Origin of the sequence: Streptomyces sp. NPDC006739 (genome assembly GCF_042869815.1) — a bacterium.
Classification (GTDB): Bacteria; Actinomycetota; Actinomycetes; order Streptomycetales; family Streptomycetaceae; genus Streptomyces.
In genome coordinates this window covers 33243-47983 of sequence record NZ_JBIAGM010000035.1, presented here as the reverse complement: position 1 = coordinate 47983, position 14741 = coordinate 33243, and the positions used below count along the sequence as shown (strand labels likewise).

At 70.1% G+C, this 14741-nt stretch carries 12 protein-coding genes; 11 read left to right on the top strand and 1 reads right to left on the bottom strand.

Annotated features, from left to right (window positions below; genetic code table 11):
- Positions 1-3: 3 nt before the first annotated feature.
- The 11 genes from ACFYMM_RS39345 (at position 4) to ACFYMM_RS39295 (ending at position 13366) form a co-directional block, all read left to right on the top strand.
- Positions 4-1851: an AGE family epimerase/isomerase gene (locus tag ACFYMM_RS39345; protein ID WP_388396287.1), complete on the top strand. Its 1848-nt coding sequence runs from the start codon at positions 4-6 to the stop codon at positions 1849-1851.
- The gene (locus ACFYMM_RS39340) at positions 1848-2189 is read left to right on the top strand and encodes an STAS domain-containing protein (protein WP_388396285.1); all 342 of its coding nucleotides are present in this window, start codon (positions 1848-1850) and stop codon (positions 2187-2189) included. The genes ACFYMM_RS39345 and ACFYMM_RS39340 overlap by 4 nt, the downstream gene beginning before the upstream one ends.
- On the top strand, positions 2186-4324 hold the full coding sequence (gene glgX, locus ACFYMM_RS39335) for a glycogen debranching protein GlgX (RefSeq protein WP_388396281.1): 2139 nt from the start codon (positions 2186-2188) through the stop codon (positions 4322-4324). Before ACFYMM_RS39340 ends, glgX begins: the two co-directional genes overlap by 4 nt.
- Before the next feature lie 18 nt (positions 4325-4342).
- Positions 4343-4654, top strand: coding sequence for an anti-sigma factor antagonist (locus ACFYMM_RS39330; RefSeq protein WP_388396278.1), 312 nt, complete (start codon positions 4343-4345; stop codon positions 4652-4654).
- A 14-nt stretch (positions 4655-4668) separates the two neighbouring features.
- Positions 4669-5166, top strand: coding sequence for an ATP-binding protein (locus ACFYMM_RS39325; RefSeq protein WP_388396276.1), 498 nt, complete (start codon positions 4669-4671; stop codon positions 5164-5166).
- 11 nt (positions 5167-5177) lie between these two features.
- Positions 5178-6428, top strand: coding sequence for a PP2C family protein-serine/threonine phosphatase (locus ACFYMM_RS39320; protein ID WP_388396273.1), 1251 nt, complete (start codon positions 5178-5180; stop codon positions 6426-6428).
- 54 nt (positions 6429-6482) lie between these two features.
- A complete protein-coding gene (locus ACFYMM_RS39315) occupies positions 6483-7250 on the top strand; it encodes an AAA family ATPase (protein WP_388396270.1) in 768 nt (255 codons plus the stop codon).
- 187 nt (positions 7251-7437) lie between these two features.
- Positions 7438-9429 carry a maltotransferase domain-containing protein gene (locus ACFYMM_RS39310; RefSeq protein WP_388396267.1) on the top strand — a complete coding sequence of 664 codons (1992 nt, stop codon included), beginning with the start codon at positions 7438-7440 and terminating at the stop codon, positions 9427-9429.
- On the top strand, positions 9426-11609 hold the full coding sequence (glgB, locus tag ACFYMM_RS39305; RefSeq protein WP_388396265.1) for a 1,4-alpha-glucan branching protein GlgB: 2184 nt from the start codon (positions 9426-9428) through the stop codon (positions 11607-11609). The genes ACFYMM_RS39310 and glgB overlap by 4 nt, the downstream gene beginning before the upstream one ends.
- A 19-nt stretch (positions 11610-11628) precedes the next feature.
- A complete protein-coding gene (locus ACFYMM_RS39300) occupies positions 11629-12114 on the top strand; it encodes a cation:proton antiporter regulatory subunit (protein ID WP_388396262.1) in 486 nt (161 codons plus the stop codon).
- Between the two features lie 4 nt (positions 12115-12118).
- On the top strand, positions 12119-13366 hold the full coding sequence (locus ACFYMM_RS39295; RefSeq protein WP_388396260.1) for a cation:proton antiporter: 1248 nt from the start codon (positions 12119-12121) through the stop codon (positions 13364-13366).
- Positions 13367-13457: 91 nt separating this feature from the next.
- Here the strand turns inward: ACFYMM_RS39295 and ACFYMM_RS39290 are convergent, their stop codons facing one another.
- Complete coding sequence (locus tag ACFYMM_RS39290) at positions 13458-14708, bottom strand: MFS transporter (RefSeq protein WP_388396257.1); 1251 nt, start codon at positions 14706-14708, stop codon at positions 13458-13460.
- Positions 14709-14741: the final 33 nt, after the last annotated feature.

The window sequence follows — 14741 nt, the reverse complement described above, 5'->3', positions numbered from 1 at the left end:
GCCATGTCAGGAAGTGCCAGGAACGTCGACTTCACCTTCTCGGACACCATCGCGGGACGGGTGTCCGGCTTCGACAGCGAGGCCCGCGTGCTCTCCCTAGTCACCGCCGACGGCCGGTCCTTCGACGTCAGCCTCGACGGTGGCCCCAGCGCGGAGCTGCTGCACAACCTGGGCGAGCCGTACCAGGACGCCACGAGCCATGTCGACGAGCTGCTCACCGAAGGCGCCTTCGTCCTCGCGTACGGCATCTTCTACCCCCACAGCGAGACGCTGCGCTTCGAAGCCAAGCGGCTGATCTTCGTGGGACGCGACCCCGAGGACTTCCGCTTCGAAGAGGCGGGCTGGTGGATCCGGCAGATCGAGGAGATAGCCGGCTTCTACCGCAAGGCCCAGTTCGGCGACGGTCCCGTCGACTTCAGGAATTACCGCACCGAGATCCGGCTCGGCGGCGACAAGACCGCGAGCCACGTCCAGGAGACGGACACCATCTCGCGGCTCGTCTACGGCATGGCCTCCGCCTTCCTGCTCACCGGTGACGACGAGTACCTGGAGGTCGCCGAGCGCGGCACCGAGTACCTGCGGGAGCACATGCGGTTCGTGGACACGGACGAGAACGTCGTGTACTGGTACCACGGTCTCAAGGTCGACGGCGACGTGGAGACGAAGCTGTTCACGTCCGAGTTCTCCGACGACTACGACGCGCTGCCCGCCTACGAGCAGATCTACGCGCTGGCCGGGCCCGTGCAGACCTACCGGGTCACCGGTGACCCGCGCATCAAGGCGGACGCGGACGCCACCATCCGGCTCTTCGACCGTTTCTTCCTGGACCCGGAGGACGGCGGTTACTTCTCGCACATCGACCCGATCCTGCTCAGCCCCCTGCACTCCTCGCTCGGCCCCAATCAGGCGCGCAAGAACTGGAACTCCGTCGGTGACCACGCGCCCGCGTACCTGATCAACCTGTACCTGGCGACCGGCGAGCAGAAGTACGCCGACATGCTGGAGTACACCTTCGACACCATCGTCGAGCACTTCCCCGACCTCAAGAACAGCCCGTTCGTGCAGGAACGATTCCACAAGGACTGGTCGCACGACACCACCCACGGGTGGCAGCAGAACCGCGCGGTCATCGGGCACAACCTGAAGATCGCCTGGAACCTGATGCGCATGAACGCGCTGCGTCCCAAGGACGCCTACCTGCAGACGGCGGTCTCCCTCGGCGAGACCATGCCCGAGGTCGGCAGCGACCGACAGCGGGGCGGCTGGTACGACGTCGTGGAACGTGTCCGGGTCGACGGTGAGGAAAGGTTCCGCTTCGCCTGGCACGATCGCAAGGCCTGGTGGCAGCAGGAGCAGGCGATCCTCGCCTACCTGATCCTGCACGGCGTCACCGGCCGGGTGGACTTCCGCTCCGAGGCGCGCGACGCCCAGTCGTTCTACAACGCCTTCTTCCTCGACCACGACGAGGGCGCCGTCTACTTCAACACCATGGCCAGTGGTCTGCCCTACCTCCTCGGCGTGGAGCGCCTCAAGGGCAGCCACTCCATGTCGATGTACCACTCGGCCGAGCTGTGCTACCTCGCGGCCGTCTACAACAACCTGCTCGTCAACGGCAAGGCGATGGACTTCTGGTTCAAGCCCGACCCCGCCCTGGTCGAGGACCGCGTCCTGCGGGTCGCCCCCGACCTGTTGCCGGCCGGAGCGGTGCGCATCGCGGCCGTGCAGGTCGACGGTGAGGAGCACACCGATTTCAACGCCCAGGCCCTGACCGTCCGGCTGCCCGAGACCTCGGGCCGGGTCAAGGTCAAGGTCCGCCTCGAAGCCAACTTCCGTACGAAGGTGATGGGATGACTGTCAAGGTCAGCTCGCAGGTGCTCGCCGGTGCCACCGTCGTCGCCCTGGAAGGCGAGATCAACTCGACCACCTCCGGCGGACTGCAGTCCCAGCTGCTGCCGTTCATCGGGCAGGGCTCCGTCGTCCTGATCGACCTCACCGGGATCTCGTACATTTCCAGCGCCGGCCTGCGCACCCTGCTCATCGTGCACCGCCACGCCCAACAGCTGGACGCCGAGATCACCCTGGTCGGTCTCTCCGAGGAGGTCTCGTTCGTCATGTCCGCCACGGGGTTCCTGGACTTCTTCCGGATCGCCGAGGACCTGGACGCCGAGCTGGAACGCGCGGGCCGATGAGCACCCCGGACGTCCGGGAGCGCATCGACGCCTTTCCGACGCACCGGATCGGCCCGTACCGGGTCCGGGCCGGGCGGCCCTTCCCCTACGGAGCGACCCCGGTGCCCGGCGGTGTCAACTTCTCGGTCTACTCCGACGGCGCCACCGCGATGAGCCTGGTGCTCTTCGACAAGGGCGCCACCCGGCCCAGCGCCGAACTGGAGTTCCCGCCCGAGTTCCGCATCGGCAGCGTGTACGCCATGACGGTATTCGGGCTCGACGTGGAGAACCTGGAGTACGGGTTCCGCGCCGCCGGCTCCTTCGACCCGGAGCACGGCGACCGCTTCGACGCCGGCAAGGTGCTCAGCGACCCCTACGCACGGCTGGTCTCCGGACGCGAGGTGTGGGGGCGCGAACCCGACTGGGACAACGTCTACCACTACCGCGCGCAGGTGCTGAACGACGACTTCGACTGGGGCGGCGACCGGCCGCTGCGCATTCCCGCCGAGGACCTCGTGATCTACGAGACGCACGTCCGCGGCTTCACCCGGCACCCCTCCTCGCAGGTTTCGGCGCCGGGCACGTACGCCGGGATGCGGGAGAAGATCCCCTACCTGCTGGAGCTGGGTGTCAACTGCCTGGAACTACTGCCGGTGTTCGAGTTCGACGAGCTGGACAATCCACGCTCCGATCCGGTGACCGGCGAGCGGCTGTACAACTACTGGGGCTACAACACCGTCTCGTTCTTCGCCCCCAAGGCGGGCTACGCCGCCACCGGCCCCTTCGGCATGCAGGCCGACGAGTTCAAGTCGCTGGTCAAGGAGCTGCACAAGGCCGGGATCGAAGTGGTGCTCGACGTCGTCTTCAACCACACGGCCGAAGGGAACGAGCAGGGCCCCACCATCTCGTTCCGCGGACTCGACAACGCCACCTACTACATGCTCACCCCGCGCGGCGAGTACTACAACTTCAGCGGCACCGGCAACACCGTCAACTGCAACCATCCCGTGGTACGGGACTTCGTGCTCTCCTGCCTGCGCCACTGGGTCGCCGAATACCACATCGACGGGTTCCGCTTCGACCTCGCGGCCATCCTCGACCGGGCCCCGGACGGCACCCCGCTGCCCAACCCGCCGCTGCTCGAACAACTGGCGCACGACCCGATCCTGCGGCACACCAAGCTGATCGCCGAGGCATGGGACGCGGCCGGGCTGTACCAGGTGGGCAACTTCCCCAACTACGGCCGCTGGTCGGAGTGGAACGGCAAGTACCGCGACACGGTCCGGCGCTTCGTCAAGGGCGAGCCGGGGCTGGTCGGTGAACTGGCGACCCGGATGGCCGGCTCGCCCGACCTGTACCAGGGCCGGACCTCGTCCGCTTCCGTCAACTTCATCACCGCCCACGACGGATTCACCCTGGCCGACCTGGTCTCGTACAACGACAAGCACAACGAGGCCAACGGCGAGAACAACAACGACGGAGCCAACGACAACAACAGCTGGAACTGCGGGGAAGAGGGGCCCAGCGCCTCCCCGCACGTCCGTGATCTGCGGCTGCGGCAGATGAAGAACCTGCTGACCATCCTCCTGACGAGCCAGGGCATCCCGATGATCCTGGCCGGCGACGAGGTCGCCCGCACCCAGCTCGGCAACAACAACACCTACTGCCAGGACAACGACCTCTCCTGGTTCGACTGGGGGCTCCTCGAGGTCAACGCCGAACTCCTCCGGTTCACCCGGGCGCTGATCGCCTTCCGGCACGCACATCCGGTACTGCGCTCCACCGACCACCCGACCGGCACGGACCGGGTCGGCAGCGGCTATCCCGACGTCAGCTGGCACGGCGTGCGCGCCTGGGCCCCGGACTGGGCCGACCACGGCCGGGTCCTCGCGATGATGCGGTGCGGTCGGCACGCCAAGGGCGGCAGCGTGGCCGACGACCACGTGTACGTCGCCGTGAACGCGCACTGGGAGGCACACGACCTGGAGCTGCCCGCCCTGCCCGACGGACAGCGCTGGCACCTCTTCGCCGACACGGGCACCGCCGTTCATCCCGTCGGTGCCGAGCCGGAACTCAAGCACCCCGGGCGCTTCCACCTGGGACCCCACTCCGCGGTCGTCCTCGTGGGACGCGCGGCTCACCGGACGACCGTCTGACCCAGAAGGAGAACCATCGTGGCTTTCGACGCGAGGCTCAGGATCAACGACAACATCGCCACCATCGAACTGGAGGGGGAGCTGGACGCCTCGACGGCCGGCGAGTTCCACGACACCGTCGGCCGGGCGGCCGGGTCCGGCGCCGTCGAACTGGTCATCCGCGCCGAGCAGCTCGGCTACCTGTCCAGCGCGGGCCTGCGCTCCCTGATCTTCGCCCGCCAGAAGATGGGCGACGGGGTGCGCATCGCCGTCGTGGGCGCGTCCGAGCCGGTGGCACGGACCATCCGGCTCGCCGGATTCGACCACAGCATCCATCTCGTGGACGCCTGAAGGGACGAACCGAGATGACGTTCGACTTCGAGGCCGCAACGGCCGGCAGGGCCGCAAGGGCGGCGGGCCTCGCGCAGGCGCCCGGGTGCGGCGGGGCGAACGCACTCCGTGTCCCCGCGACCATCGATTCCCTCGAACCGGTATCCGACTTCGTTCTCGGCCTGGGCAAACAGGCCCGGCTTCCCGAGAGTTCGCTGTACCGGCTGCGCCTGGCCGCCGACGAACTCGCCACGAACATCGTGGTGCACGGATACCGCGGCGAGCCGGGCGAGATCACCGTGGACGGCGGCATCGACCCGGGCGACGTATGGGTCCGCTTCCAGGACGACGCCCCGGCGTTCGACCCGAGGCAGGGCATGCGGGAGCCCGAGCTGGACGTGCCGCTCGAACAGCGGCAGATCGGCGGCCTCGGCGTCTTCCTGGCGTTCACAGCGGTGGACACCTTCGAGTACGAGCTGGTCGCTGGGCGCAATGTGAGCACCCTCGTGATGCGCCGGCCGGCAGCCGAGTAGACGAGGCGGAGATGGCGCAGACGAGAGTGCTGATACTGGATGAGCGGCGGGCCGTGCCGAAAGCCCTGTCCAAGGCGCTGGACGCCGTCGGCGCCGAGGCGCACACCTGTACGCCGGGCGAGGTGCTGGCGGCGTCGCGCGGCCGGATGCCGGGGGTGACGGCCCTGCTAGCGAACGCGACGCTTTCCCCCCACACCGTCAGGTCGGTGGCCCGAAGGCTCGCGGACGAGGGACAGCAGCCCACCGTGGTGGCGTACGCGGAACGCGACCTGCACCTCCTCGACGGCCATGTGCGCGCGGGCTCGGACTATCTGCTCCCGCCCTTCCATCCCGTCCTGGTGGAGGCGCGGCTGCGTGACTGCCACCAGCACGCCGAGCTGAACCGGAACATGGAGGAGGTCGCCGCACACGCCGAACTGCTCAGCTACGAACGGGAGCTGGAGATAGGCCGGGAGATCCAGCTGGGATTCCTGCCGGACTCGCTGCCCAGCCCCGACGGCTGGGACATCCGGGTGCGCTTCAGGCCCGCGCGCACCGTGGCCGGGGACTTCTACGACGTCTTCGAACTGGTCAACCGGCGGCGGCTGGCGCTCGTCGTGGCCGACGTGTGCGACAAGGGCGTCGGCGCCGCCCTGTTCATGGCACTGATCCGCTCCCTGCTGCGGCACACCGCCGAACAGAGCGGCCTGCAGAACCTCATCGCGGCGGACCTCATGGGGGAGGAGCCCGGCGGGGCCGAGCACGCGCGGGCCATTCCGGTCGTGGGCGCCACCCCGCTGCTGAACGCGGTCGTGGGCACCAACAGCTACCTGACCCGCAACCACATCAAACAGGGCTACTTCGCCACCATGTTCTTCGGCGTCCTGGACCCGGTCACCGGCAACCTCGTCTACATCAACGGCGGACACAACCCGCCCGTCCTGGTGAGCGGAAGCGGCGGCGAACCCGTGCTGCTCCAGCCCACCGGGCCGGTCGTGGGTGTCATGCCGGACTGCACCTTCTCGCTGGGGTACGCGCAGATCGGCCCGGGGGACACGCTCTTCATCTACACGGACGGGGTCACCGAGGCCCGCTCGCAGACCGGGCGCTTCTTCGGCGAGGACCTCCTCGTCCAGCAGCTGACCGAGGCCGCCGTGCGCGGTGAGCAGCTGCTCGACCACATGGACGGCGCGCTCAGCGACTTCGTCGGCCAGGCCGAGCAGTCCGACGACATCACGATGCTGGCCGTGCACTGGCAGGCGCCGGCCGGGGCCGCCGACTGACCAGAACCGCTCACCGGCCAGCGTGCCGACTCCCAGAACCGTCAGGTGGAGACCATGTCGCAGATCATCACGGTGCACTCCTACCGAGGGGGCACCGGCAAATCCAGCACGGCCGCCAACCTCGGGCTGCTACTGGCCTCCTCGGGCCTTCGGGTCGCCCTGGTGGACACCGACATCCAGACCCCCGCCCTGGACGTGATCTTCGGCGACACGGCGGTCCCCGCGCGCCGCTCGCTCACCGACTACCTCATCGGCCGCTGCGAGATCGAGGAGGCGGCCTACGCCGTCGACGAGAGCGCCGGACACGACGGGTTCTTCCTGGTTCCGGCCAGGAGCCAGACCACCGGGGTCAACGAGATCATGGGCCGCGGTTACGACGTGGGCCTGCTGCGCGAGGGCTTCGACCGGCTCATCGACACCCTGGCCCTCGACGTGCTGCTGCTCGACACCCACGCGGGCTTCAACAACGAGACCGTGACCGCGATGGCGAGTTCGGACGCGCTCGTCGTCGTGACCCGGGCCGACCGCCTGGACCTCGCCGGCGCCAAGGAGACGACGGCCCTGGCGAGCCGGCTCGGCTTCGCCGCCATGAGCGTCGCCGTGAACATGGCCCCCGACGGCGGGGTGGGCGACCGGCTGCGCGTCGCCGTGGAGAGCGCCTACAACACCCGCATCACCACGGTGCTGCCGTACGCGCCCGAGATGGCCCTGCTCGCGGGGGAACGGGTGTTCTCCACGGCATACCCGCTGCACCCGCTGGTGTCGGGATACCGCCGGATCATCGCGGAGGTCAGCAACGGGACCACCGCGATCCGGCGCTGACCGCGTCCGCCGGCCCACGAGAACCGCTCGCACCACCGAGCACCCCCTGTCCAGCGACCGCACCCCGGTGCGAGGAGGCACGAGCACTATGGAGGGCAAGCCCATGCAGCGCGACGTGACGCGCCCGCCCACCGGAGCCGCACCGCCGGCCGGTGGGTCCACGGGCCGACCGGGATCCGGGCCGGGTATGGGCCGTATCCCCGTCGTGGACGTGTCGCCCCAGGTGGACGGCGGCCGCACCCCCGCCCGCGCCGTCCCCGGCGAGGAGTTCGAGGTCTGCGCCACCGTCTTCCGGGAAGGGCATGACGCGATCGGCGCCGGCGTCGTCCTCACCGACCCCCACGGCACCGCGGGCGACTGGATCCCGATGCACCTCGTGGCCCCCGGCACGGACCGCTACACCGCGTGGATCACCGCCGGACGGGAGGGAGACTGGACCTACCGGGTGGACGCGTGGACGGACCCCTGGGCGACATGGCGCCAGGCCGCCGAGATCAAGGTGGCGGCCGGGATTGAGACCGCGCTGGTCCTGGAGGAGGGCGCGCTGCTCCTGGAAGAGGCGGCCGGCACCGTCCCCGCCGACGCCGCCCGGCAGCTGACCGGGGCGGCCGGGCTGCTGCGGGACGGGCGCCTGGACGCGCAGGAACGGCTCACCGCCGTCACCGGCTCCCCCGTGGCCGCCCTGCTCGCCGCCCACCCGCTGCGCAGACTGCTCACCCGCTCGCCGGAACTGCCGCTGCGGGTGGACCGGAAACGCGCCCTGTACGGCGCCTGGTACGAGTTCTTCCCCCGCTCCGAGGGGGCCGTCGTCGCCGCGACGGGCGACCAGGCTGCGGAGCCGGTGCGCTCGGGCACGCTGCGGACCGCGGCCAAGCGGCTGGAGGCCGTGGCGGACATGGGTTTCGACGTCGTCTATCTGCCGCCGGTCCACCCGATCGGCACCATTCACCGCAAGGGCGCGGGCAACACGCTGCAGGCAGGTCCGCACGACCCCGGCTCACCCTGGGCGATCGGATCGGCCGCGGGCGGACACGACGCCGTCCACCCGGACCTGGGAACCCTCGACGACTTCGACCACTTCGTGGCGCGCGCCGGTGAACTCGGGCTCGAAGTGGCCCTGGACTTCGCCCTCCAGTGCTCCCCCGACCATCCGTGGGTCACCGAGCACCCCGAGTGGTTCCGGCACCGCGCCGACGGTTCGATCGCGTTCGCCGAGAACCCCCCGAAGAAGTACCAGGACATCTACCCGATCGACTTCGACACCGACCCGGAAGGACTGCACACCGAGTGCCTGCGCGTGCTGAGGCACTGGATGGCCCACGGAGTACGGATCTTCCGCGTCGACAATCCGCACACCAAGCCCGTCGCCTTCTGGGAACGGCTCATCGACGAGGTGCGCGCCGCCGATCCCGACGTGCTCTTCCTCGCGGAGGCGTTCACCCGCCCGGCCATGCTGCACGCCCTGGCGCGCGTGGGCTTCCACCAGTCGTACACGTACTTCACCTGGCGCAACTCCAAGGACGAGGTGGAGGCCTACCTCGCCGAACTCGCCGGCCTCGGCGGCGAGAGCAGCTCGGCCTACCTGCGGCCCAATCTGTTCGTGAACACACCCGACATCCTCAACGCCTACCTCCAGTACGGCGGCAGGGCGGCCTTCGCGGCACGTGCGGTGCTCGCCGCCACGGCCGGTCCGACGTGGGGCGTGTACGCCGGGTACGAGCTGTATGAGAACGTGCCCATGGGGCCCGGGAGCGAGGAGTACCTGGACTCCGAGAAGTACCAACTGCGTCCTCGCGACTGGGTGGCCGCGGAGACGGCGGGCGACTCCCTGGCCCCCCTGATCCGTGCGCTCAACGACATCCGGCGTGCTCACCCGGCCCTGCACCAGCTGCGCAACCTCCGCTTCCACCGCACCGACAACGACGCGGTGACGTGCTTCTCCAAGCGGTCCGCCGACGGCGACTGGGTCCTCGTCGTGCTCAACCTTGACCCGCACGAAACACGCGAGGCGACCGTCACCCTCGACCTGCCCGCGCTGGGACTGGAGCGCTCGGAGACCTTCCAGGTGCACGACGCCCTGTCCGGCGAGAGCTACCGCTGGGGCCGCGACAACTACGTACGCCTCGATCCACAGCACCGAGTGGCCCACATACTCACGGACGGGACCGAGCAGTCGTGACCACCGCACAGCGCCCCACTGCCCTGCCCGCCACCCACCTCAAGCGGCTCGCCACGGGAGACCTCAGCGACCCGCACGCGCTGCTCGGCCCGCACCCGGGCGCCGGGGGCGTGACCGTGCGGGTGCTGCGGCCGCTCGCCGACCAGGTGTGGCTGACCGCGCCGTCGGGCGAGCCGCTGGCGGAACTGGAACACCAGGGCGAGGGCGTGTTCGTGGGCAGCCTGGCGGGCCCGGCCGTCCCCGACTACCGGGTGCGTGTCCACTACGGCACCGACGTGTTCGCCTACGACGACCCCTACCGCTTCGTGCCCACCCTCGGCGAACTCGACCTGCACCTGATCCGCGAGGGCCGGCACGAACAGCTGTGGAAGGTGCTCGGGGGCCGCCTCTGCGAGCACGAGTCGGGCCGGGGCACGGCCGCCGGTACGGCGTTCGCCGTGTGGGCCCCCAACGCCCGCGCCGTGCGGCTGATCGGCGACCTCAACCACTGGGACGGCAGAACCCACCCGATGCGCTCGCTCGGTGCCAGTGGGGTGTGGGAGCTGTTCGTCCCCGGCATCGGCGAGGGCTGCCGGTACAAGTACGAGATCCTCACCCGGGACGGCCGCTGGATCCAGAAGGCGGACCCCCTCGCCGCCTCGGCGGAGCCGGCACCGGGCACGGCCTCCGTCGTCTTCGGCTCCCGTCATGACTGGGGCGACGAGGCCTGGATGGCCCGGCGCGGCGAACGGAGCGCGGACCGGGCCGCGATGAGCGTCTACGAAGTGCATCTGGGCTCCTGGCGCCCCGGCCTCGGCTACCGCGAGCTGGCGGTCGAGCTGCCCGCCTACGTCAAGGCGCTGGGCTTCACCCACGTGGAGTTCATGCCGGTGGCCGAGCATCCGTTCGGGGGCTCCTGGGGCTACCAGGTGTCCTCGTACTATGCACCGGCGGCAGGCCTCGGAAGTCCCGACGACTTCCGGGCCCTGGTCGACGCGCTGCACCGGGCGGGCGTCGGCGTCATCCTGGACTGGGTCCCCGCCCATTTCCCCAAGGACGAGTGGGCCCTGGCCCGCTTCGACGGGACCGCGCTCTACGAGCACCCGGACCCGCGCCGCGGTGAGCACCCCGACTGGGGGACTCTCGTCTTCGACTACGGCCGCAACGAGGTGCGCAACTTCCTCGTCGCGAACGCGGTCTACTGGTGCGAGGAGTTCCACGTCGACGGCCTGCGGGTCGACGCCGTCGCCTCCATGCTCTACCTCGACTACTCGCGCCCCGACGGCGCATGGCTGCCGAACGTGTACGGCGGCCGTGAGAACCTGGAGGCGGTGGAGTTCCTCCAGGAGATGAACGCCACCGTGCCCCGACGCTGCCCCGGAGCGCTGACCATCGCGGAGGAGTCCACGGCGTGGGACGGCGTCACCCGGCGCACCGACCACGGAGGGCTCGGCTTCGCCCTGAAGTGGAACATGGGCTGGATGCACGACTCGCTGTCGTACATGGCCGAAGACCCGGTGCACCGCCAGTACCACCACCACCGCATGACGTTCCCGACGACGTACGCGTACGCGGAGAACTACACCCTGCCGATCAGCCATGACGAGGTGGTGCACGGCAAGGGCTCGCTGCTGACCAAGATGCCCGGAGACCGCTGGCAGCAGCTGGCCAACCTGCGTGCCTTCCTCTCCTTCATGTGGGCCTTTCCCGGTAAGCAACTCCTGTTCATGGGGCAGGAGTTCGCCCAGGACACCGAGTGGTCCCACGAACGCGGCCCGGACTGGTCCGTCCTCGGGCGCGGCGCGCACAGCGCCGTGCGCGACCTGGTGCGCGATCTCAACCGCCACTACCTCGAGGAACCCGCGCTGTGGAGCCTCGACACCCGGTCCGAGGGCTTTCGCTGGATCGACGCGGACGCGGCCGAGGACAACGTGTACTCCTTCGTGCGCTACGGCGAGGCAGGCGAGTCGCTGGTGTGCGTCTTCCACTTCCAGCCCACCGTCCGGCGCGACTTCCACCTGGCGCTGCCCGAGACGGGCCACTGGAGCGAGGTGCTCAACACGGACGCGGCACGGTACGGAGGCTCCGGGGTCACCAATCCCGGGCGCGTCCACGCCGTCCCCGACCCCCGGCACGGCCTGCCGGCCGGCGCGAGCGTGGTCCTGCCGCCGCTGGGCGGCGTGTGGTTCCGCAAGCAATGACGCAGCCTAAGGAGACACCATGCCAGCTCCCCGCCTGAGGACCACCCCGTTGCCCGGCATCGGGGTGCAGTACGAGCTGACCACACGCCGGCACGACACCCTGTCGGTGATCGCCCACCGGGACACCAAACGCACCCTGAACGTGCACCACGACGACGATCCGGACTCGGCGGGCCTCTCCCTGGTGCTGACCGGCGCGGAGGCCCTGTCACTCGCCGACGCCCTGCTGCCCGGCCACAACAATCCCAACCTGCTGCACACCAGCGACTTCGGGCTGCTGGCCGAGCAGGTGACCGTCACCGGCACCTCCTACTGGAACGGGCGCGCCCTCGGGGAGACCAGGATGCGCACCGCCACCGGAGCCTCCATCGTCGCCGTCATGCGCAGGTCCCACGCGATCCCCTCGCCAGGACCCGACTTCCGCCTGCACGGGGGCGACATCGTGATCGTCATCGGCACCCGGGAAGGCGTGGACGGCGCCCACGAGATCCTCGAACGGGGCTGATCACGTGCACTCCGCGGTCTTTCTCATCGAGTTCGGTGCCGTCGTACTGGCGCTCGGCCTGCTCGGCCGCTTCGCCGTACGCCTCAAGTTCTCCCCGGTCCCGCTCTATCTGCTGGCCGGACTGCTGTTCGGCGCGGGCGGTGTCGTCCCGCTCGGCGGCAGCGAACAGTTCATCGAGGTCGGCGCCGAGATCGGCGTCGTACTGCTGCTCCTGATGCTCGGCCTGGAGTACACGGCGGCCGATCTCGTCGGTCACCTCAAGACCCACGCCCGGGCGGGCGGCGTCGACTTCCTGCTCAACGCGGTCCCCGGCGCGGCCGCCGCGCTGCTGCTCGGCTGGGGACCGGTGGCCGCCGTGGTGCTCGCGGGCGTCACCTGGGTCTCGTCGTCCGGCGTCATCGCGAAGGTGCTCGGCGACCTGGGCCGGCTCGGCAACCGGGAGACCCCGGTCATCCTCAGCATCCTCGTCCTCGAAGACCTCGCCATGGCGCTCTACCTGCCGATCCTGACGGCGCTGCTCGCCGGTTCGGGCTGGCTGGCGGGCGGTCTGACCCTGGGTATCGCGCTTGCCGCGGTCGGTACCGTCCTGCTCGTCGCGGTGCGCTACGGCCGGGTCATCTCGCGTTTCGTGTCCAGCGACGACCCAGAGAAGCTGTTGCTCGTCGTCCTCGGTACGACGCTGCTCGTCGCCGGTGTCGCCCAGCAGCTGCAGGTTTCGGCGGCGGTGGGTGCGTTCCTCGTGGGTATCGCCCTGTCCGGTGAGGTGGCCGAGAACATCCACCATCTGCTGATGCCGCTGCGGGACCTGTTCGCCGCGGTGTTCTTCGTGTTCTTCGGTCTGAGCACCGACCCCAGCACCATCCCGTCGGTGCTGCCGCCCGCGCTCGCGCTGGCGGTGCTCACCGTCGGGACGAAGATCGGCACCGGGTACTGGGCCGCCCGGCGCGCCGGCATCGCCGAACGTGGCAGGTGGCGGGCCGGCGGCGCGCTGGTCGCGCGGGGTGAGTTCTCCATCGTCATCGCCGGACTCGCCGTCTCCGCCGGCGCGGTCGACCCTTCCCTCGGCCCGATGGCCACCGCGTACGTGCTGCTGCTGGTCGTCATGGGCCCGGTGGCGGCCCGCTTCACGGAGCCGGCCGCGCGGCGGATCGCCCGGTGGCGTGGCAAGGAGTACCCCGCGCCGGGTCCCGTACGGCGGTCTCTGGCGTCCCGGCCGGCCGAGCCGGAGCCCACGGCCGCGGCCTCCGAATGAGGCCGCGGCCGGACTCGGTGCCCACGACGAAGCCCGTTTGCCCGGCGTCCGAAGACGCCGGGCAAACGGGCTCCGCCTGCTCCCGCTCGGCTCAACTACCGGTGGATACAGGCGAGTTGTCACCCGCGCCGGCCGGCACGGAGCCGGTCACCGGGGCCTGGGCGACGGGCACCTTCAGGAACCGGGTGGCCCATACCGCGGGCAGGGCGACGACGGCGAAGACCAGCGCGGTCAGCGGGACGTCGTCGATGCCGAAGGAGGCCAGCGCCCAGCCGCCGACCGCGGCGCCCGAGGCGACACCCACGTTCGCGGCGGACGCACCCAGCGTGGCGGCCAGGTCGGCGCCCTCCCCGGCCAGCGAGATGACGCGCAGCTGGAGCGAGGGGGTGACACCGAAACCGACGATGCCCCAGGCGGCCAGGGCGACACCGACCAGCGGCGGGCTGTCCCGGAAGAGGTACAGGCCGAGCAGGCCCGCGATGAGGACACCGTTGCCCACCAGCAGGGTCCGCGAGGCGTTGATGTCGGCGAAGCGCCCGCCGGCGAAGGTGCCGACCGCGCTGAACACACCGAAGATCATCAGGAAGACGCTCACCATGGCGCCCCTGATGCCGGTGACGTCCTCCAGGAACGCCGCCAGATACGTGAACGCGACGAACTGCGAGCCCATGAGCAGCACTTCGGCCCCCAGCATGGCCAGCACTCGGGGATGGAAGGCGTGCTGGGCCTGGGAGCCGAGTCCGCCCGAGCCGCGGCTCGGCACGGACGGCACCCAGACCATGATCACGACGAGGGCGATGACGCCGAGGACGGCCACACCGGCGAACGTGGCCTGCCAGCCGAGGCTCTGGCCCAGCAGCGTACCGAGCGGCACCCCGAGCACCGTCGACACGGAGATGCCGCCGAAGACCAGCCCGACGGCCTGACCCCGGTGCTCCGGGGCGACCAGGCCGGTGGCGACCGCGGAGGCAGCACCGAGGAACAGGCCGTGCAGGGCGCCACACAGCACCCGCGCGACGACCAGGAGACCGAACACCCCGGCGAAGACCGCGGCCAGGTTGCCGAGCACGAAGACGACCAGCGCCGCGCACAGCAGAGTGTGGCGCGGCACCTTGATGGTCGCCGCCGTCACGATCGGGCCGCCCAGGGAGATGCCGAGCGCGTAGGCGGTGACCAGCAGGCCCGCTGTGCTCAGTGAGACGTCCAGATCGCCGGCGATGAGATTGAGAACGCCGACGATGACCAGTTCGGCCGTGCCGATGACGAAAGCGCCCAGGCCGAGGGCGCCCAGAGCGAGCTTGTTGCGGGTCTCGCCGGGCCCCGGTGCGGTGGCGGTGCTCATGGAGAAGCCACTCCTTTGGAAGGGGACAGAAGC

Excerpts from the sequence above, each read along its gene's own strand:
- ACFYMM_RS39300 (WP_388396262.1), top strand. The coding sequence starts at position 11,629 with ATGCCAGCTCCCCGCCTGAGGACCACCCCGTTGCCCGGCATCGGGGTG.
- ACFYMM_RS39315 (WP_388396270.1), top strand. The coding sequence starts at position 6,483 with ATGTCGCAGATCATCACGGTGCACTCCTACCGAGGGGGCACCGGCAAA.
- ACFYMM_RS39290 (WP_388396257.1), bottom strand. The coding sequence starts at position 14,708 with ATGAGCACCGCCACCGCACCGGGGCCCGGCGAGACCCGCAACAAGCTC.
- ACFYMM_RS39345 (WP_388396287.1), top strand. The coding sequence starts at position 4 with ATGTCAGGAAGTGCCAGGAACGTCGACTTCACCTTCTCGGACACCATC.
- ACFYMM_RS39310 (WP_388396267.1), top strand. The coding sequence starts at position 7,438 with ATGGGCCGTATCCCCGTCGTGGACGTGTCGCCCCAGGTGGACGGCGGC.
- ACFYMM_RS39340 (WP_388396285.1), top strand. The coding sequence starts at position 1,848 with ATGACTGTCAAGGTCAGCTCGCAGGTGCTCGCCGGTGCCACCGTCGTC.
- ACFYMM_RS39325 (WP_388396276.1), top strand. The coding sequence starts at position 4,669 with ATGACGTTCGACTTCGAGGCCGCAACGGCCGGCAGGGCCGCAAGGGCG.
- glgX (WP_388396281.1), top strand. The coding sequence starts at position 2,186 with ATGAGCACCCCGGACGTCCGGGAGCGCATCGACGCCTTTCCGACGCAC.
- ACFYMM_RS39320 (WP_388396273.1), top strand. The coding sequence starts at position 5,178 with ATGGCGCAGACGAGAGTGCTGATACTGGATGAGCGGCGGGCCGTGCCG.